An 18,640-nucleotide genomic window follows, 5' to 3' on the forward strand; every position below is an offset into this window, starting at 1 on the left:
TCGCCTTTCGTGCGCCTCTTGCCCGATGTTCCTATGGACGGCGGGGATTTGAATCCGTTATTGCAGGACGTTGGTTTGATTGTTCATCCGCCTGTGCTGTATATGGGCTATGTTGGGTTTTCTGTGGCATTTGCTTTTGCGGTAGCGGCTTTGATTACGGGGAATCTGAATGCTTCATGGGCGCGTTGGGCGAGGCCTTGGACAGCCGTTTCATGGGCATTTTTGACGCTGGGCATAACGCTTGGTAGCTGGTGGGCCTACTACGAATTAGGTTGGGGAGGTTGGTGGTTTTGGGATCCTGTTGAAAATGCGTCGTTTATGCCTTGGTTAGCCGGAACGGCGTTATTGCATTCGCTTGCGGTTACAGAAAAGCGCGGTGTCTTTAAAAGTTGGACTGTATTGTTGGCTATTTTTACCTTTAGCCTGTCGTTGTTGGGGGCATTTTTAGTGCGTTCTGGCATTTTAACGTCGGTGCATTCTTTTGCGGCGGACCCTACGCGAGGGGCGTTTATTCTTGCGTTATTATTGATTCTGGTTGGCGGCAGTTTATTGTTGTATGCGGTGCGTGCCGCAGAGGTGCGATCTAGCGTGTCATTTGGCGCAACAGGGCGAGAAGCGTGGTTGTTGCTGAATAATATTTTGTTGACGGTTTTAACGTTAACTGTCTTGTTGGGCACGTTATACCCATTGATTTTTGATGCATTTGGTTTGGGGAAAATATCGGTCGGTGCTCCGTACTTTAATACCGTGTTTACTCCTATTGCCTTGTTGTTGATTATCTTTATGGCCATTGGGCCTTTGTCAAAGTGGCATCATACGTCGTTTCGGGTGCTGGCAATCCGTTGCGCCGTTGCAGCCGGTTTGTCGGTTATCAGCTCTGGTCTGCTGGTCTATTGCTATGACTTTGAGGGGATGGCTTGGTTGAGCTTGGGAGTGGTGCTTTGGGTTGTGTTTTTATCTTTCGCTGATTGGTATAGCAAGGTGTCTGCTGGGACAAAGGGCATCATTCCTCGGGCTCGATTATTGCCCCGCAGTTATTACGCTATGTTACTGGCGCATCTTGGTATGGCTGTGACGTTGGTGGGGGTTGTGTTAGTCAGTGTGAATAGTCATGAATCTATGTTGCGATTGGCTCCTGGAGAGCGCGCCAATGTGGCCGGTTATGAGTTTCAATTTGATCGAATGGAGCAAATAGCAGGCCCGAACTATGTTGCAAGTCGAGGCTGGTTTACGGTGTATAAAGCGGGGGTAAAAGTTGTGACACTTCATCCTGAAAAACGCTTCTTTTCGACTCGCCAGCAAGTCATGACCGAAGCGGCGCTGGACGCTGGGTTTACACGTGATTTATACCTGTCGTTAGGAGAACAGCTTGATCAATCTGCATGGGGCGTTCGTATTTATGTGAAGTCGTTTGTGCGTTGGATATGGTTGGGAGGGTTGTTAATGGTGGTGGGTGGTTTGTTGGCAGCCGTGGACAAACGCTACCGAAAACGGGCAGGTGTTTAGTGATGCGTAAAATAGTATTGTTTTTCCCGCTGTTGATGATGTTGGTATTGGGTGGTGTTTTTTATTTGCAATTGGGCAAAGATGCTCAATACATGCCTTCAGCATTAGTTGGCAAAGCGGTGCCAGATTTTAGTTTGCTGTCTTTGCAAGATGATCGTGTTGTGACCAAACACGATTTACCGAGCGGCCCGTATTTGCTTAATTTTTGGGGAACATGGTGCCCAGCTTGTCATGTAGAACACCCCTTTCTAATGGAACTGGCGGCATCTGGTGTGACGGTTGTCGGGGTGGATTACAAAGATCAAAAGGCACAGGCGGAGCAATGGTTACAGGAAAAAGGTAACCCTTATGCGTTGGTATTAATGGATGAAATGGGCTTTTTTGGGGTGGATCTTGGGGTAACTGGCGCTCCAGAAACGTTTGTGGTGAGTCGTGATGGTATCGTGCAATATCGACACCAAGGCGTGATTAATGCGCAAAATTGGCCTGAAATCAGAGGTTATATGAAATGACCATCGTGAAGTGTGTTGTTCTTTTTGTGGCATGGTTGTGTGCTTTTCCTCTTTTGGCTGAGGAGCAAATGACGTTTAGTTCACCTCTCAATAAAGCGCGTTATCAAAGTTTGGTCGAAGAATTGCGCTGCCCTAAATGCCAGAACCAAAACTTGGCGGACTCTGGCGCTGGGATTGCTGTTGATCTTCGAGAATTGGTTTATCGAATGATTGAGCAAGGTAAGACAGATCAAGAAGTGGTGGATTATATGGTGGCACGCTATGGAACTTTTGTTTTATATCGTCCGCAACATTCTACCGGGACGTTTTTGCTTTGGTATGGCCCGTTTATTTTGCTTGGACTTGGCGCGTGTGCGTTTACTCTGGTGATCATGATGAATCGTAAACGACGAGGGCGCGCTTCGTGATCTTTGCCTATGGGGTAATGCTCAGCATATTGGTGTTGAGTGTGGTGTTTCTTTTTGCGTCTCTGTCGTTTCGATCAACGCATTTTTCTAACCAAAAGAGCGAGCAAGAAAAGCAAACTTTTGCCACCGTTCGTCGACAGGAAATCGCGGAAGAGGTGGAGTGTGGTCGCTTAACCCTTGTGGAATCGAATCAGCTTCTGCGTGATGTTGATGAGGAAGCGAAAGCGCCTATCTCTGAATCTCGTCGTATCCGTTCGGACATTGGTTTTGCTCGTTGGGTGCTGCTAGGTGGAATGTCACTGGCCATTTTAGGCAGCGTGAGCCTGTATCAGTGGATGGGTTATTCAAAGGAAGTTATTTTTACACAAGATTTGCAACACCAGCGTCTGACTCCTGGCAAAATCACACATTTTCTAAGGTATCGCAGTGAACGCTATGATCGAGTAGAAGACTGGTATTATTTAGCCACGGATTATGTCAGCTCAAAACGCTATAAAGAAGCCACTTTGGCGTTTGAAAAAGCCTTGGAAAAGCTTCCTATTGATGCGGAGAACCGAGTAAATCTACTGGTGGAATACGCTCAAGCCATTTTTTATGCGAATGACAACCACGCTACGCAAAAAATGTCAGAAGTTGTAGACGCCATTTTGCGAGTCGACCCAACTCAAGCCACCGCATTAGATTTAAAAGGTGTGGCTGAGTTTGCCAAACAAAACTATCTGGGGGCAGTGTTGGCGTGGCAAGAGGCCATTCGCTACAGCAACCATTCCGCCGAGCGACTGGCGTTGCTGTCTGCCATTTCTCAAGCTCGTAAAATGGGAGAGATTGATTATCAAGACGTTGCGCCTATTATTACTGATCAAATCGCGGTAAAAGTGGTGTGGGATGACCGTAAACTTACTTGGCAACCGGATGACGTGTTATTGGTCTATGCTGTAGTCGATGGACAAAAAATGCCTGTGGCGATCCAGCGAGTGTTTCCCGAAGATTTAGGTCAGCCGATCTTGCTCACAAACCTTGATTCACTGATGCCGACGATCAGTTTAGCGCAAGCAAAACGTGTTGATCTGATTGTTAAGTTGGCCAATGTGAATGACAATGATCTGACAAAAGGCCAAATTATTGGTATGAAACGGAATTTATTAGTGAATCGTAAAGAGATTTTCGCAATCAACGTAGCCTTGTAATTGAATCCTAAGGCGCTTCGTTTGATAATACTGTCAACATTAATTGATGCAATTCGGAATATGCAATGGAATTTAGCTTACGTGAATGGCTGATCTTGATTGGGGTCGTCATTATTGTCGTTATTCTCATAGATGGATTTCGTCGATATAAAAAAGGGCAAGAGTTTACTCAAGCCGATGAGCGCTTTACGGAAGAGGACGAATCCGATGAGGGACTCGTTCGACAAGGGCCTCCTGTTGGTTACAGTAAAGTGGCCATGAGTGACCGAGCAAGTTCGCCACAAGACCCGATTACCAACGCGTTCGAAAATGCTCGAAAGACAGTGAAACTTCCTCTTACGGATGTTCCGCATAAGGTAGACTCTGGCCCGGAATTGCATCGTGGCGAAGAAATGTACCTTGATGAATTGGCTACGTTAGTGCCGGAACGTGATTTCGGTGATTCGGCCGTGTCGGAGCAAAACTATTCTGATGATGGCTTTTATGAGCAGGATGAGTTGGATCTGGACTTCGTGGCCGATTCTGCCAATCAATATGCTGAACATGCAGAAGAAGATTACGAGCGTAACTATTCCGAAGTCGATATTGGTCAAGTTACACCGAATGGTGTGATAGAAGACATCGATAAAGACGATCAGGACGAAGGTGACATTGCTGAAATTGAAGAAGTGATTGTGATCAATATTTTCGCTCCAGAGAATGAAAGCTTTTCTGGAATGGAGCTGCTTCAATTGATTTTGAATTGTGGTATGCGATACGGCGAAATGGATATTTTCCACCGACATGAAGACGGTTTTGATCGCGGTCGAGTGCAGTTTAGTATGGCGAATGCCATTGAACCGGGCACCTTTGATTTGGATACGATGGGTGAAAGTGATTGCCCAGGTGTGAGCTTCTTTATGGGGTTACCAGGCCCCAAAAACAGCATGAAAGCGTTCGACTTTATGCTTGAGACAGCTCAGACCTTGGTTCGTAATTTGGGGGGAGAATTACGCGATGAAGGCCGCACCCCAATGAGCGACCAAACGATAGCCCATTGCCGTCAACGAATACGCGACTTTGAGCGTCGTCGGTTGATGCGTAACAAACAATAAGATGAATCAAGGCCCCAAGGGGCCTTGATTGTTTTGGATAGAATATTTCACGTTTTAGAGTTTACCTATGAGCCAAGCAACAAACATGACGCATCAGCAAATGCTGGATTTAATTCAGCAGCTTAATGACTACAGCTATGCCTATCATGTGAAAGACGATCCCCTTGTTCCTGATGCTGTGTACGATCGTGATTATCGTCAGCTTCAAAATATAGAAGCAGAACACCCTGAGTGGATTCAAGAAGATTCACCCACTCAACGAGTCGGTGAAAAACCGGACAGTGGTTTTGCCAACGTGCCTCATACGGTTCCCATGTTGTCATTGGACAATGCTTTTGATAACGAGTCCTTGTCTGATTTTGATCAGCGTATTCGAAAACTGATTCATGCTGAGCAGGTTACGTATTGTTGTGAGCCTAAGCTGGATGGCTTAGCAATCAGTCTTCGATACGAAAATGGTCGTTTAATTCGCGGTGTTACCCGCGGCGATGGATTGTCGGGTGAGGACATTACCTCGAATATCAAAACGATTTATTCCGTACCGTTAAAGCTTCGAACTGAAACACCACCTGCTGTATTAGAAGTGCGCGGTGAAATTTATATGCCAAAGGAAGGGTTTGAAAAACTGAACGCATTGGCGGCTGAGCAAGGTGAAAAAACCTTTGTTAATCCTAGAAATGCGGCCGCAGGCAGCTTACGTCAGCTTGATCCAAAAATAACGGCCAAACGTCCCCTTGTTATGTGTGCGTATTCTATTGGTTATGTCGAAGAATGGGAGCAGCCAGAGAGTCATTACGAAGGTCTGCTGCAATTGAGTGAGTGGGGGTTTCGAACCAATGACCTAATGGCAAAAGCCGAAGGGGCGCAAGGCTGTATTGATTATTACGAAATGCTAAATGAAAAGCGTGCCGATTTGTCTTATGACATCGATGGCATCGTGTACAAAGTGGATCGTATCGCGTTGCAGAATCAATTGGGCTTTATTGCGCGTGCGCCGCGTTGGGCCATCGCAAGAAAATTTCCTGCTCAGGAAGAAATGACACGGATAACGGGCGTAGACTTTCAGGTTGGTCGTACTGGCGCCATAACACCTGTAGCACGCTTAGAGCCTGTGTTTGTCGGCGGGGTGACAGTGTCGAATGCGACTTTGCACAACAAAGATGAAATTGACCGTTTAGGTGTGAAAATAAACGACTATGTGATTGTTCATCGTGCGGGGGACGTGATTCCTAAAGTGGTGCAAGTTGTGCTAGATAAACGCCCCGAAGACGCAACCGACGTGGTGTTTCCTGAGGCGTGCCCTGTTTGTGGGTCTGATTTAGAACAAGTCGAAGGCGAGGCCATTATTCGTTGTACGGGCGGCTTGGTCTGCGGTGCGCAGCTGAAGGAATCTCTAAAGCATTTTGTTTCTCGAAAGGCCATGGACATTGATGGTCTTGGCGATAAATTGATAGAACAATTAGTGGATAATGAATTGGTGAAAACCCCAGTTGATATCTTCACCTTGCATGAGAAGAAAGACGCTTTGCTTGCCATGGAGCGGATGGGACAAAAATCTGTCGAGAAGCTGCTAGCGTCTATTGAAACGGCTAAAAGCACACAATTTAATCGATTTATTTATGCGTTGGGTATTCGTGAAGTGGGAGAGGCAACGGCGCGCGCACTAACCAGCTACTTTATAGAGTTGGACGTTCTTATGGCGGCAGACCAAGAGGCCTTGGTCGAAGTGGAAGATGTGGGGCCGGTTGTGGCGCAGCATGTGCGGCTGTTTTTTGAGCAGGAACTGAATAGGGACACCATTCTTGGCTTATTAAACGCCGGTGTTATCTGGGAGACAAAACAGTCCGTGTCTGCGGATGACTTGCCTCTTTCTGGCAAAACCTATGTGGTAACCGGTTCGTTAAGTCAGTTCAGCCGTGATCAGGTCAAAGACAAGCTTCAAGCGCTAGGTGCAAAAGTGAGTGGTTCGGTTTCGGCCAAAACCGATTGTTTGGTGGCGGGTGAAAAGGCTGGTTCGAAACTCGCAAAAGCACAATCACTCAATGTGCCTGTCATAGATGAGACTGGAGTAATCGATTTACTTACTCAGTATGGAGCAATTTAAGTGGACACGTTGATTCCTTACGACTCTCTGGCTGCTGAGACATTAGAAGCGATTTTAGATGACATTGTGTCTCGGGATGGTACGGATTATGGCGACTATGATTTGTCTGTCGCGCAGAAGCGGGAACAAGCGTTGCGATTTTTGCGAAAAGGCGAAGCGGTACTGTTATTCGATACTGAGAGTGAAACCATCAAAATGGTACTAAAAGAAGCGCTTAGCCATTACGACCTTTTGTAAGGTGTAATGGCTAGGAGTGATTACTTCGCGCAATCACGTAAACAGTGATTGATGTTGTGATCCATGATAAGCGCCGGTTCTTCTTCGGTGTTTCGTCCTACTACTTTTGCCGGAACGCCAGCCACCGTGGTGTGGTGTTCAACGGCTTCGAGCACCACACTACCAGCACCAATTTTTGCGCCGACTCCCACTTCAATATTTCCTAGAATTTTGGCGCCTGCTCCAATAAGAACACCTGAGCGTATCTTAGGATGACGATCACCATGCTCTTTCCCAGTACCACCCAGTGTGACGGACTGTAAGATTGATACATTGTCTTCAATGACACAGGTTTCGCCGACAACAAGCCCTGTTGCATGGTCTAACATGACGCCACAACCAATCGTGGCGGCTGGGTGAATGTCGACACTGAACACCATCGACATTTGACCTTGTAAGTAGAGGGCCAGGCTCTTGCGATTGTTCTTCCATAGCCAATTTGCAACGCGATACGTTTGCAGTGCATGAAAACCTTTAAAGAAGAGCAGTGGCGTGGTGAAGGTGTCACATGCCGCGTCACGCTCTTTTATCGCTAAAATATCTTGCTCGATTTGTCTGACAATGCCAGAGTGGGTGTCTGCCATGGCTTCTTCAAACACCTCGCGTAATACCATTGCAGGGATCGAGATGCTGTCGAGTTTGCTGGCAAGTAAAAAACTTAATGCCGAACACAATGATTCATGACGTAAAATAGTAGTATTGAAGTAACTGGCTAAAATAGGTTCGTCTTGTGCAAGCTTTTCCGCTTCTGCTTGCAAAGACTGCCAGAGATTGTCAGAAGTCACGGCATGATGCATTGTAGTACTCAAGGGGTATTCACCTATATTGATTCATGTTTAGAATGTAGGTTATAGGGTTAGGGTTAAACAATACAAGGGGTAATAGAAATATTGCCTAAGAAAGATGGAGATAACATGTCTAAGAAGAGACGTTGCTGATGCGTTGCATATTTTTTATGAATTGAATGAAGCGTTTTCCGATGCGTATTGGGAAACGAATGATATTAATCAAAAAGACCGTTTTTTTGCAATGAAGGGCATTTTACAAGACGAGCTTGATGAGCTACACAAACTCAGCCTTCAGGATCATGTGTATCCTTATGAGCCTATCAATCCCAGTTTATTGCAATTGAGTGATCAGTTACGCGGTTTGCTTCCAGAGTTGAATCATTATGTTTTCCGGCCTCAAACGTCTAACCGTTTTGTTGAATTGATTCCAAGTGCTTGCGCTTTGTTTGAATCATAAAGCACGGTAAGAAAACTGCATTGAAACGATTTACGCGGCTTCAATGCAGTAAGCTGGCCTTTATTGACTGCGCTTTAGGTCTCGAATCACAAAGCGACTTGGGTGCAATTTGTGGCTTACGGTCTGTTCTAAAGGGGAAGGTGTACCCAGAATCAAGCTGGCAATATATTGGCCACTTAATGGCGTGGATATTAACCCTCTTGAGCCATGACCGATATTTAAATAGAGCTGTTGAATGGGTTCTGCTGTTTCGTTCGACTTCCATTTCGCATTTTTTTGCAATGCGGCGTAAGCCTCCTGATACACTCTTTCTGTCTGAACGGGTCCTACAATTGGCGTATAGTCAGGAACCGCACAACGGAATGACACGCGTCCACCGCAATCTTCAGTCTTAAACGTGTCTTTTGGCAATATCAGCAAGCTTTCCAAAATAGCTAGGTTACGTTTATGCCCCTCTTCCCTTACTTGGTCATCTTGATCTTTTAGATCGTAAGTAGAACCAAAATGCAGTAATCCATTTATCGATGGCGATACATAACCAAAATCACACAATACTTTTTGGAAGTGCAGCTTGTCGATTGGTTCTCCAATGCGTTGACAGGCCTCTTTCGCATTATCCATCGTGGTATACGACACTTGACCACGAATGGGGTAGTCGGGTGTGTTGGGCGTTATATTGAGTGCTTTGGTGTCGTTGGCCGTGCAGAGTACAACGTGTGAAAAATGCACTTCCTCGCCTTTTGATACGGCGTTCCAGCCAACCGTTTTTCCATTGTCTTTAACCGGTGTAAGCGCTTCTAAAGGGTTATTGAGGTTTACGGTAATGTTGTCATGAGACAGCAACTTTTCACAAAGTGACGTTAATACAACCCAACCAGATAAAGGTAAAAATAGGCTTCCTTTTCTGTCTTTTGATGCTTGTAGAATGCTGTCTGGATAAAGTTTGTCTTGTAATAACTTTTCAAAACGTCCGGCTTCTTTATCGTTTTTGGGTATTTGTATTAGCCCACATTGATCCCAGAATTCGTTGTTTTTATCGAGCCTTGAGTACAGGTCTGCAGCACGCAAGTAGGCTGATAGGTAAAAGCGGTTAACCGGCGTATCTTGTGATGCCAGCTTTGGGTACAGCATTCCTTGAGGATTGCCCGATGCGCCACAGGCAATATGACTGCCTTTTTCCCAGACTGTCACTTTAATACCCTGATTGGCCAGTGCGAAGGCGGTATTGGCACCTGCTAGTCCTGCACCCACTACAAGGACATTACTGACGTTTGAGTGGGTGTTTTGTCGAAGGTTAAACCAAGATTGCCCTTGTGACATGCGCTCAGTCAGTGGGGCGACATTCTGATTTAATTCGCCAACGGACATTTCTCTTTTTTGACCGAACCCTTTTACTTTTCTAACATCAAAACCGACGTTTTTCAGCCCTCTGCGAACAATACCGGCGGCGGTAAACGTCGAGAATGTTGTGCCTTGGTGGCTCAGTCGATGAATGTGTTTGAAAAGATTGTCTGACCACATTTCTGGGTTTTTACTAGGAGCAAAACCGTCAAGAAACCAAGCATCGACATCGGCATCTAACGCTTCAAATCCGTCTTCTGCTTCACCAAACCACAACAATAGCTGAATGCGTCCTTGTTCTAGCTCTATGCGATGAAAGCCATGACACACAACGGGGTAGGCGTCGATGAGTTGTTGACTGAAATGCTGTAACGACGGCCACATTTTTAAGGCCGCAGCGAGCGTTTGCTTGCTTAAAGGGTATTTTTCAACAGAAATAAAGTGCAGCTGTTTGTCGGACGGAGCTTCGTTAAGAAACGCTTGCCATGTGCAAAGGAAATTCAAACCAGTACCAAAGCCTGTTTCGGCAATCACAAACGCCCTGTTGGGCATGGAAGCCCAACGGTCAAACAGTTGGTTATTCTTTAGAAATACATGGCGCGTTTCTTCTAGCCCAGACTCTTTGTCGAAGTAAACATCATCGAATTGGTTTGAATGAGGTGCGCCGTCTTCTCCCCAACTCAGTCCGGGTGTTTCTAATTGATAGCTAGTTAACACGTGAAACGCTCTTGATCGTAACCGGCGTGGTTGGCACATTTTGGTAGGGACCTACGTTTGACGTTGTTACTGCGGCAATAGCGTCAACCACATCCATACCAGAAATGACATGACCAAACACTGTGTAGCCTGCGCCACCACTAGCACCGTGATTTAAGAATACATTGTCTACTTGGTTAATGAAAAATTGAGAGGTCGCACTGTTTGGATCCTGTGTGCGCGCCATGGCCAGTGTGCCTCGGTTATTGGCTAACCCATTGTCGCCTTCATATGCGACGGCTTTATGTGTGCTTTTGCGCTCTAGGTCTTTAGTGAAGCCGCCACCTTGTACCATGAAACCTCGAATGACACGGTGAAAAATGGTGTTGTCGTAGAAACCTTCGTCCGCATATCGTAGGAAATTGGCGACTGTTTTTGGCGCGGCAGAGTCGTTTAAATCGACGCGAATGGTGCCTTGATTGGTTACAATGTCTACTTCTGTTGCATTTACCTGTGAACAAAAGGCAAGTAGGGCTAGACTGGTAATGAAAGACTTAATCATATTGGGCTTCCTAATGGTGTGTAATGTTGAATAATATTGTTTGTTACACGACGTTCCAAGACGTCTTATGAATTAATCGGAGAGAAAGCAAATGCGAACTGCTGCCGTAGAAATCGAATATTGTACCCTATGTCGTTGGATGTTGCGTGCCGCTTGGCTGGCTCAAGAGCTATTGACGACGTTTGATGACGATATAAAAAGCGTTACCTTGCTGCCGACACAGGGTGGTATTTTTAAAATAAGAGTAAATGGCCAGGAGATCTGGTGCCGGAAAGAAGAAGATGGATTTCCAGAGGCGAAAGTATTAAAGCAAAGAATGCGGGACGTGATTGATCCGGAGAGAGATCTTGGGCATTCGGATGTTAAAAAATAACGTCTTCCAATCTCCCCCTTGGTTGGGGGAGAAGGTAGAGAGTGTTTCTAGGCGTTCGGGAAAACTTGCTTAAAGGGTTTAACCGTTACGTTTTCATATACGCCGGCGTCCACATAAGGGTCTGCATCTGCCCAGGCTTTTGCGTCCTCAAGGCTGGCAAATTCAGCGACTACAACACTGCCGGTAAAGCCTGCGTCACCTGGGTTGTCCGTGTCAATTGCTGGGTTTGGACCTGCCAAAACCAATCGGCCTTCATGTTGAAGGGCTTCTAAGCGAGCCAAATGCGCTGGGCGAGCTTGTTGTCGAGCGTTTAAACTGTTTGCTACATCTTGACCAACGATAGAGTACAGCATTGTTATTCCTTATTTTGTAAATGCGATGACAGGTAAATACCCTGAAGGATGATGAAAATTACGGTCATGCCTAGCAAGCCAAATAGCTTGAAATCGACCCATATTTCTTCACTGAAGGTGAATGCAACGTAGAGGTTGGTGGCCCCTGAAACAATAAAAAGCCTACCCATGCAAGGTTTAATGTGCGCCACACTTTGAAGGGCAATTCGAGTTTGTCCCCCATCATGCGCTGAATGATATTTTTCTCACCAATGAACTGGCTGCCAAAGAAGACGATGGCAAACAGTCCATTTACTATGGTGGGTTTCCATTTAATAAAATCGCCATTGCCCATCAGAACAGTGGCTCCGCCAAGTAAAATAACCAACGCTAAAGACGCGAGATGCATTTTTTCAACGGTTCTGTTTTTAAACCATGTGTAGCCGACTTGAATAATGGTCGCAGGGATCAAAATGGCCGTGGCGAGTACAATATCCCCTGTCATTTTATAAACAACAAAGAAGATAATGATAGGAAGGAAGTCAAATAGTATTTTCATATAAAAACCCAGTGTATGTATACTAGAATGTATGTATGCTGGTAAAGGGAAGGTGTGAACAAGTCCTCTTGCCCCGACATGTAAATAAAAGCCTGTCATTCGTACCTTCTCTTTATGATAACCATCATTCCTTTTAAAGAACAGTCTATCTATGCCTGAAACTGCGAGTTACAGAAAAGTCGATTTACACACCCATTCTACTCGCTCAGACGGCCATTTTTCACCCGCTGACCTTGTGGATTTAGCGGTGGAGCAAGGTGTTACGTTATTTTCACTAACAGATCATGACACGCTGGATGGTATTGCTGAAGCGAGTTCAAGAGCGGCCGAGCAAGGGCTGAGTTTTGTGAATGGTGTGGAACTATCGACACAATGGAATGGGATTCCATTGCACATGGTGGCATTGAATTTTTCGCAAGATAACGAAGCGCTTCAGGCTATTGTCCGTGGTAATCAGGCGATCAGATTAGACCGTGCAAGGCGCATTGCTGACTTATTGGTGAAACAAGGGCTTCCTGATTTATTTGATGACGCTGTCACGTTGGCAGGCGAAAGTCAGTTAGGCCGTCCACATTTTGCCAGTTTACTGGTAGAGAAGGGCTTTGTTAAAGACGCTAATAAGGCGTTTGACCGGTATTTAGGTAATAAAAGATTGGGGCAATTGCGTGATGTATGGCCCGAACTTGAGTCAGTGCTAACGTCTTTGGCAGACCAGAATATGGAGTTGGTGCTAGCGCACCCTAAACGCTACCCATTAACCGTCACAAAGCTGAAACGCTTATTAGGCGATTTTAAAAAATGGGGTGGAACCGGACTGGAAGTGGTTTCGGGTAATGAGCGCCCTGATAGTGTTCGACTGTTAGAAAGATTGTCACAAGAATTTGGATTAAAAGCGTCTGTTGGCAGTGATTATCACGGGCCGTTTGGTCCTTGGATGCAGGTCGGCAAGTTTACTCAGATTCACGAAAGTGAAGTGGATTTGGTTTGGCAGTCTTGGGCATAACTCGTTGATGGTGATTGGGTTATTCTTTTTTATATTTTTGTGGAGAGCAGATTGAGTCAATTTTTTCAGATACACCCAGAAAACCCACAAGCACGTTTGGTAAAACAAGCGGCTGAAGTCATTCGTAATGGTGGCGTTATTGCGTATCCGACGGATTGTGGTTACTCCCTTGGTTGTCACCTAGGAGATAAGAATGCGCTGGATCGCATTAGAGCAATCCGCCGTTTGGATGATAAGCACAACTTTACCTTGGTGTGCCGAGATTTGTCAGAGATCTCGACTTATGCTCGCTTTGACAATCACTTATATCGATTGCTGAAAAATAATACGCCTGGGCCTTATACGTTTATTTTTAGTGCGACCTCAGAAGTGCCAAGGCGATTACTCCACCCTAAACGAAAAACCATCGGTATTCGTATCCCTAACAATCACATTGTCTCTGCTTTGTTGGAAGAGTTAGGTGAACCAATCATGAGTGTTTCTCTCATTTTACCAGGAGAAACAGACCCGATGACGGACCCATATGACATTCGCGATACATTAGAACATGCTCTAGATTTGGTCATTGATGGTGGTTTTGTGGGATGCAGCCGACGACGGTCGTGAAAATGGATGCCGACAGTATCGAAGTGGTACGTGTTGGGGCGGGTGATCCATCACCGTTTGCGTAAAATGTTGTATATTCAGCTGTCCAGGTTCACGCCGTGTGGCTTATAATGCATAGAAGTGTTAATTAAAATTTTTCAAAACTGGGTTGCTGAGAAGCATTCCCTCTAAGAGGTTCGTAATGGACGAGAAGTTACAAAAAGTATTAGCGAGAGCAGGTCAAGGGTCACGCCGTGAGATGGAAAATCGCATCCGCGAAGGCCGAGTGTTGGTCAATGGCGAAGTGGCGACATTGGGCGATCGCGTTAGCGTGAAAGATACCATTACAATAGATGGTTATTCTATTGTGGCGACTGAAGCGGGTGAAAACCGCCGCGTTATTATTTACAACAAACCTGAAGGCGAAGTCTGTACTCGTAAGGACCCAGAGGGTCGACCTACTGTGTTTGATAAACTACCAAAATTACGCGGAGAGCGTTGGATTGCGGTAGGGCGTTTGGATATTAATACATCGGGTCTGCTGCTTTTCACAACGGATGGCGAATTGGCGAATCGATTGATGCACCCTTCAACAGAAATTGACCGCGAGTACCTTGTTCGTGTCATGGGTGAGGTTACCGAAGAAAACCTTGCGACGTTGAAAAAAGGGGTCATTCTAGACGATGGTGTTGCGAAGTTTACCGACATTGTTGACGGTGGTGGTGAAGGTATCAACCGCTGGTTTTATGTTTGCTTGATGGAAGGTCGTAACCGTGAGGTTCGACGTCTTTGGGAGTCTCAAGGGGTGAAAGTTAACCGCTTGAAACGAGTTCGTTTTGGTCCTGTTTTCTTGCCTTCTAAAGCGAAGGTAGGTCGTTGGGTTGAAATGGAAGAAACGGACGTGAATTCTTTGTGTGCTATGGTGGATTTGAAACTGTCAGAATTGACACCGAAAACACAACAAGAAAAATTGGAATTAAAACGTCATAAAAATAAGGCGACAGCGGGTGGTGCTCGTCGCGCTCCGCCTAAAGGGTTTGATTGGCAGAGCAATGATAAGCCTGAGTTCAAACCGAAAAAGCCAGGAAAAAGATCGTTCCGTTAAGATAAAAATCGCTTGGGAGTCTTAGAAGCATGGTTCGCTGGATAATTGGATTAGTTGTTGCTTTGGTTATTGGATTCTGTATTTATGTCAGTATCAGTAATACGTTGCCAGAAGGTTTGGGCCTAACGGATGGACTATTAAAGCCTTGTCCATCTTCACCAAACTGTGTTTCAACCCAAGCGTTAGAGGATGATGTCCTTCATTATGCTGAACCGATTGTTTATACCGACAGTCGGAAAAGCACCCAATTAAAACTTGAGTCCTACATGCTGAAAAATGGGCGTGCTCGTATCATAAGTAGTTCGCTAGGGTACGTGCATTTTGAGGTAAAAAGCCCGATAGTTGGTTACGTAGATGATGTCGAGTTTTACCTTCCTGATGCAGACAGCGTAGTGCATATTCGTTCGGCTTCCCGTGTTGGATATTCTGATCTCGGTGTTAACCGCGAGAGAGTTAAACAAATTCAAGATCTTTTAGTAGATTGATTTCGGACGTGTTGATTTATAAGTCATTAAATCTAAAACGATAATAACAGGACGAGGATTGCCCATGAGTATTGATGACAACAAAACCATTTTAATTGTTGAAGACGATGAACGATTAGCGTTGCTTACTCAGGAATATTTGCAAAAAAATGGTTTCAATGTTGGCATTGAACCAGATGGACGCAAAGCCATTTCACGTATTGTTGCAGAGCAGCCTGCATTGGTTATTTTGGATCTCATGTTGCCGGGAGCAGATGGCTTTACGGTTTGTCGAAGCGTCCGAAACGACTACAAAGGGCCTATTTTAATGCTGACGGCGAGAAGTGATGATGTCGATCAGATTTTAGGATTGGAAATTGGTGCTGATGATTATGTCTCAAAACCAGCCAAGCCCAGAGTTCTGTTAGCACGCGTTCAATCTTTGTTGCGTCGCAGTACCCAAGATGTTGACACCAGTGCGGCTCCTGCTAAAGAAGAGCAAGATCTTACTTTTGGTCCTCTAACCATCGACAATTCTCGCCGCGAAGCGTGGCTTCTTGAAGAAGAAGTGGAACTTACGAGCGCTGAATTTGATCTACTGTGGTTGTTGGCAAGCAATGCGGGACGTATTCTTAGCCGAGAGGAAATTTTCGGCGAGTTGCGAGGTATTGAATACGATGGGCAAGATCGTTCTGTTGATGTTCGTATTTCTCGTATTCGTTCAAAAATTGGCGATGACCCAATTCATCCGCGTCGTATCAAAACGATTCGCAGTAAAGGCTACTTGTTCGTAAAAGAAGTGTAATAGCATGCGAGCTGAAATGTGGCGGTTGTATCGACACCTTATTTTAGGAGGTGTCGTTATTGTTGCGTGTTGTTATATCGTCATGGAATTTACCCAAATTCGCTTTGGCGCATCAAGAGTCGAACAATTGTTGTGTATCGACGCTGAAATTAGTTCCTCATTGTTGCTTTTAGGTGTCCGTCAGGACATTGCAGAATCCCAGTTTCAATGGAGTGTGAAATCCAGCACTCCACTTCCTGTCTCGACCATCTCATCTTTGATCTTAGATAAAAAATGGCTAAAAATTCCTGAAAACAGCTATCGAATCGCGCTTGGTGATTCTGATGCGCCTGTTCTGGTTGGTCGTGTTGATCAAGTAAGCTCTTTGTTTAAGCTTGAGTCTTTGTTGAGTCAATTTTTATTGACCGATCAACTAAGTTATAACGATAAAATGGCCTTGCTGGAAAGCTTTCCCTGTCTTTTGATGGAAGAGGTTTCTGCTTCTGCCACAGCGCCTTTAACTGGCGTTGCTTCTGTTAATGGTGTTTACAGTCAGTATGGTTTTATTTGGAAAGACAAAGAAGCCAATAAGCCTGTTTTATTATCCGTCGCATACGACAATAATGTTTCCCTTACCTTGATTGTGGTTACTGTGGTGGGTGTTGGTATTGCTGTGATGTTGATGCTGATTTGGCGAGAGCTTATTTCATTGGACTTTAAACGCAAAACCTTTGAAAGCATTACTCGTCAAATTGCCCGTGGTCGCAGTGGGCTTCCAAAAGGCATTCCTGACGACAGTAGTGGTACATTGAAAGAGTTGGCTTATTCATTTGATTCTATGTCGTCTCATATTCAGCGTTTATTAAAAGTTCAGCGAGAGATGATTAACGCTATCTCTCATGAATTACGCACTCCGATTGCACGACTGAGGTTTGGCCTTGAGGTGATGAAGGACGAAGTTGACGACAGTGTAGGGAAAACCATTGAGGCATTAGAAGGCGATGTGGAAGAACTAAACACTTTGGTTGATGAAGTGCTAACTTACGGGAAACTGGAGGGCGGTTCGTTAGAACTTAACTTCAAAGAGTTGTCTATTTCTCAATTAGTGGAGGGCATTCTTCAGCATAACCATCTATTGCTGCAGCACTTACAAGTCGAAGTGAAAATATCAGATGATGATCTTGTTTTAGCGGATGAGCATCATTTAAGCCGAGCTTTGCAAAACCTTATTCTTAATGCCGCTAAATACGCATCCAGTACTATTGTGATCACGTTTTCGTGTGACGCTGAACGTTGGCAATTAGACATTGAAGACGATGGTCCAGGAATTGCCTTTGAAGATCGCGACAAGGTGTTTATACCCTTTCAGCGATTGGATAATAGTCGAACTCGGGCTTCAGGTGGCTATGGACTAGGATTAGCGATTGTTCAGCGTATTGCGTTTTGGCATGGCGGAGCGGTTTTGATTGATGCAAGCGAATCCGGTGGCGCGAAGTTCAGTTTAATATGGTCTCGCAACCAGCATCAGAACACGGTGTCCTGATGCTGTAAAAAGGTGGCGTGTGTCTATAGGTCTGGCGCCAAAATGCCTTTGAGGTTTTTGAAGCATGTTTTTGATGCGGTAGAGATCAAATCTTCCATGTAGGCGTTTTCGCGTTGGTCTTTGCGTATCGCGATGTACAGCTTACACCAAAGTCCCTCTTCTCCCAGTGATTTAGTAATGATGTATTGTCTGTTGATGTATTCAGTAAGCGCCCAATTTGGCAAACAGCATATTCCTCGGCCGCTGGCGACCAATTGCATCATCATCAGGGTTAATTCACTGTGACGTATTTTTGCTGGTGAAATGTTGGCTGGATTCAAGAAGTGCTTGAATATGTCTAAGCGCTCGGTTTCAACAGGATAGGTGATCAGTGTTTCTTTCTCGAAATCTTCGGGGCTCAAAAATTCCTTTTTGGCCAGTTCATGATGACGAGATACAGCAACCTGAGATTCGTATTGAAATAAGGGGATGTACTCTATGTTTGGAATGTCTTGTGGGTCGGACGTGACCACCAAGTCCAAATCTCCACGCGCTAAAGCTGGTAATGGCATAAAGCCAAAGGCTGTCGATAAATCGAGTTCAACATCCGGCCAATGTTCACGGAAGTGATCAATCGTTGGCATAAGCCATTCGTAACAACTATGGCATTCAATCGCGATGTGGAGTCGGCCGCTTTCTCCTTCTGCAAATCGTTGAATGTCTCGTTGTGCTGAGCGAAAAGACAGTAATACATCGTCTGCTAGTTGCAGTAAGCGTAAACCCGCACTAGTGAAGCGAACAGGCTTGGTTTTACGAATAAATAGGGGGCAACCGAGTTTTTCTTCTAAATCTTTCAGCTGATGAGATAGGGCCGACTGAGTTAAATGGACACGTTCTGCGGCCTCGACTAAGCTGCCAGTTTCTCGTAGAGCGGCGAGGGTTTTTAAATGCCTAACTTCAATGATACTCATAATGATTCGCTG

General features: G+C 45.3%; 19 protein-coding genes and 2 pseudogenes. 15 read left to right on the plus strand and 6 right to left on the minus strand.

From position 1 onward, the window contains the following. From N5P32_RS05585 to N5P32_RS05615, 7 genes are all read left to right on the plus strand, one after another. On the plus strand, positions 1-1,506 hold a 1,506-nt coding region (locus tag N5P32_RS05585), incomplete at its 5' end, for a heme lyase CcmF/NrfE family subunit (protein WP_265728142.1). Between the two features lie 2 nt (positions 1,507-1,508). Beyond that, a complete protein-coding gene (locus N5P32_RS05590) occupies positions 1,509-2,018 on the plus strand; it encodes a DsbE family thiol:disulfide interchange protein (protein ID WP_265728143.1) in 510 nt (169 codons plus the stop codon). Further along, positions 2,015-2,425: a cytochrome c-type biogenesis protein gene (locus N5P32_RS05595; protein ID WP_265728144.1), complete on the plus strand. Its 411-nt coding sequence runs from the start codon at positions 2,015-2,017 to the stop codon at positions 2,423-2,425. The genes N5P32_RS05590 and N5P32_RS05595 overlap by 4 nt, the downstream gene beginning before the upstream one ends. Then, complete coding sequence (locus N5P32_RS05600) at positions 2,422-3,612, plus strand: tetratricopeptide repeat protein (protein WP_265728145.1); 1,191 nt, start codon at positions 2,422-2,424, stop codon at positions 3,610-3,612. Before N5P32_RS05595 ends, N5P32_RS05600 begins: the two co-directional genes overlap by 4 nt. A 65-nt stretch (positions 3,613-3,677) precedes the next feature. Then, positions 3,678-4,706, plus strand: coding sequence for a cell division protein ZipA (zipA, locus tag N5P32_RS05605; RefSeq protein ID WP_265728146.1), 1,029 nt, complete (start codon positions 3,678-3,680; stop codon positions 4,704-4,706). 67 nt (positions 4,707-4,773) lie between these two features. Next, a complete protein-coding gene (ligA, locus tag N5P32_RS05610; protein ID WP_265728147.1) occupies positions 4,774-6,810 on the plus strand; it encodes an NAD-dependent DNA ligase LigA in 2,037 nt (678 codons plus the stop codon). Beyond that, positions 6,811-7,047 carry a YheU family protein gene (locus N5P32_RS05615; protein ID WP_265728148.1) on the plus strand — a complete coding sequence of 79 codons (237 nt, stop codon included), beginning with the start codon at positions 6,811-6,813 and terminating at the stop codon, positions 7,045-7,047. 20 nt (positions 7,048-7,067) lie between these two features. On the opposite strand, the gene cysE is transcribed toward N5P32_RS05615, so the two are convergent. Then, complete coding sequence (gene cysE / locus N5P32_RS05620) at positions 7,068-7,883, minus strand: serine O-acetyltransferase (RefSeq protein ID WP_265728172.1); 816 nt, start codon at positions 7,881-7,883, stop codon at positions 7,068-7,070. Between the two features lie 106 nt (positions 7,884-7,989). On the opposite strand from cysE, the gene N5P32_RS05625 reads away from it, so the two are divergent. Further along, positions 7,990-8,331 (plus strand): hypothetical protein, encoded by a 342-nt coding sequence (locus N5P32_RS05625; RefSeq protein ID WP_265728149.1) that lies wholly within the window; start codon positions 7,990-7,992, stop codon positions 8,329-8,331. 60 nt (positions 8,332-8,391) lie between these two features. Here the strand turns inward: N5P32_RS05625 and mnmC are convergent, their stop codons facing one another. Together mnmC and N5P32_RS05635 are read right to left on the minus strand one after the other, a co-directional pair. Next, complete coding sequence (mnmC, locus tag N5P32_RS05630) at positions 8,392-10,389, minus strand: bifunctional tRNA (5-methylaminomethyl-2-thiouridine)(34)-methyltransferase MnmD/FAD-dependent 5-carboxymethylaminomethyl-2-thiouridine(34) oxidoreductase MnmC (RefSeq protein WP_265728150.1); 1,998 nt, start codon at positions 10,387-10,389, stop codon at positions 8,392-8,394. Next, positions 10,379-10,930, minus strand: a complete 552-nt coding sequence (locus N5P32_RS05635; RefSeq protein WP_265728151.1) for a peptidylprolyl isomerase — start codon at positions 10,928-10,930, stop codon at positions 10,379-10,381. The genes mnmC and N5P32_RS05635 overlap by 11 nt, the downstream gene beginning before the upstream one ends. 91 nt (positions 10,931-11,021) lie before the next feature. Between N5P32_RS05635 and N5P32_RS05640 the strand changes: the two genes are divergently transcribed. After that, a complete protein-coding gene (locus N5P32_RS05640; protein ID WP_265728152.1) occupies positions 11,022-11,303 on the plus strand; it encodes an Rdx family protein in 282 nt (93 codons plus the stop codon). 47 nt (positions 11,304-11,350) lie between these two features. Here the strand turns inward: N5P32_RS05640 and N5P32_RS05645 are convergent, their stop codons facing one another. Both N5P32_RS05645 and N5P32_RS05650 read right to left on the minus strand, forming a co-directional pair. Then, entirely contained in the window at positions 11,351-11,656 is a 306-nt protein-coding gene (locus tag N5P32_RS05645; RefSeq protein WP_265728153.1) for a YciI family protein, read from the minus strand. 2 nt (positions 11,657-11,658) lie between these two features. Further along, positions 11,659-12,194: pseudogene (locus N5P32_RS05650) on the minus strand (septation protein A). A gap of 151 nt (positions 12,195-12,345) precedes the next feature. Between N5P32_RS05650 and N5P32_RS05655 the strand changes: the two are divergent. The 6 genes and pseudogenes from N5P32_RS05655 (at position 12,346) to N5P32_RS05680 (ending at position 17,678) form a co-directional block, all read left to right on the plus strand. Continuing rightward, positions 12,346-13,197, plus strand: a complete 852-nt coding sequence (locus N5P32_RS05655) for a PHP domain-containing protein (protein WP_265728154.1) — start codon at positions 12,346-12,348, stop codon at positions 13,195-13,197. A 51-nt stretch (positions 13,198-13,248) separates the two neighbouring features. Beyond that, positions 13,249-13,868: pseudogene (locus N5P32_RS05660) on the plus strand (L-threonylcarbamoyladenylate synthase). Between the two features lie 116 nt (positions 13,869-13,984). Beyond that, the gene (rluB, locus tag N5P32_RS05665; RefSeq protein ID WP_265728155.1) at positions 13,985-14,887 is read left to right on the plus strand and encodes a 23S rRNA pseudouridine(2605) synthase RluB; all 903 of its coding nucleotides are present in this window, start codon (positions 13,985-13,987) and stop codon (positions 14,885-14,887) included. Positions 14,888-14,916: 29 nt separating this feature from the next. After that, on the plus strand, positions 14,917-15,372 hold the full coding sequence (locus N5P32_RS05670; RefSeq protein WP_265728156.1) for a DUF1499 domain-containing protein: 456 nt from the start codon (positions 14,917-14,919) through the stop codon (positions 15,370-15,372). A 64-nt stretch (positions 15,373-15,436) separates the two neighbouring features. Next, entirely contained in the window at positions 15,437-16,156 is a 720-nt protein-coding gene (locus tag N5P32_RS05675) for a winged helix-turn-helix domain-containing protein (protein WP_265728157.1), read from the plus strand. Between the two features lie 4 nt (positions 16,157-16,160). Next, positions 16,161-17,678: an ATP-binding protein gene (locus N5P32_RS05680; RefSeq protein WP_265728158.1), complete on the plus strand. Its 1,518-nt coding sequence runs from the start codon at positions 16,161-16,163 to the stop codon at positions 17,676-17,678. A gap of 23 nt (positions 17,679-17,701) precedes the next feature. Here the strand turns inward: N5P32_RS05680 and N5P32_RS05685 are convergent, their stop codons facing one another. After that, positions 17,702-18,628, minus strand: coding sequence for a LysR family transcriptional regulator (locus N5P32_RS05685; protein ID WP_322783829.1), 927 nt, complete (start codon positions 18,626-18,628; stop codon positions 17,702-17,704). Positions 18,629-18,640 lie beyond the last annotated feature (12 nt).

Source organism: Marinomonas pontica (genome assembly GCF_026191375.1).
GTDB lineage: Bacteria > Pseudomonadota > Gammaproteobacteria > Pseudomonadales > Marinomonadaceae > Marinomonas > Marinomonas pontica.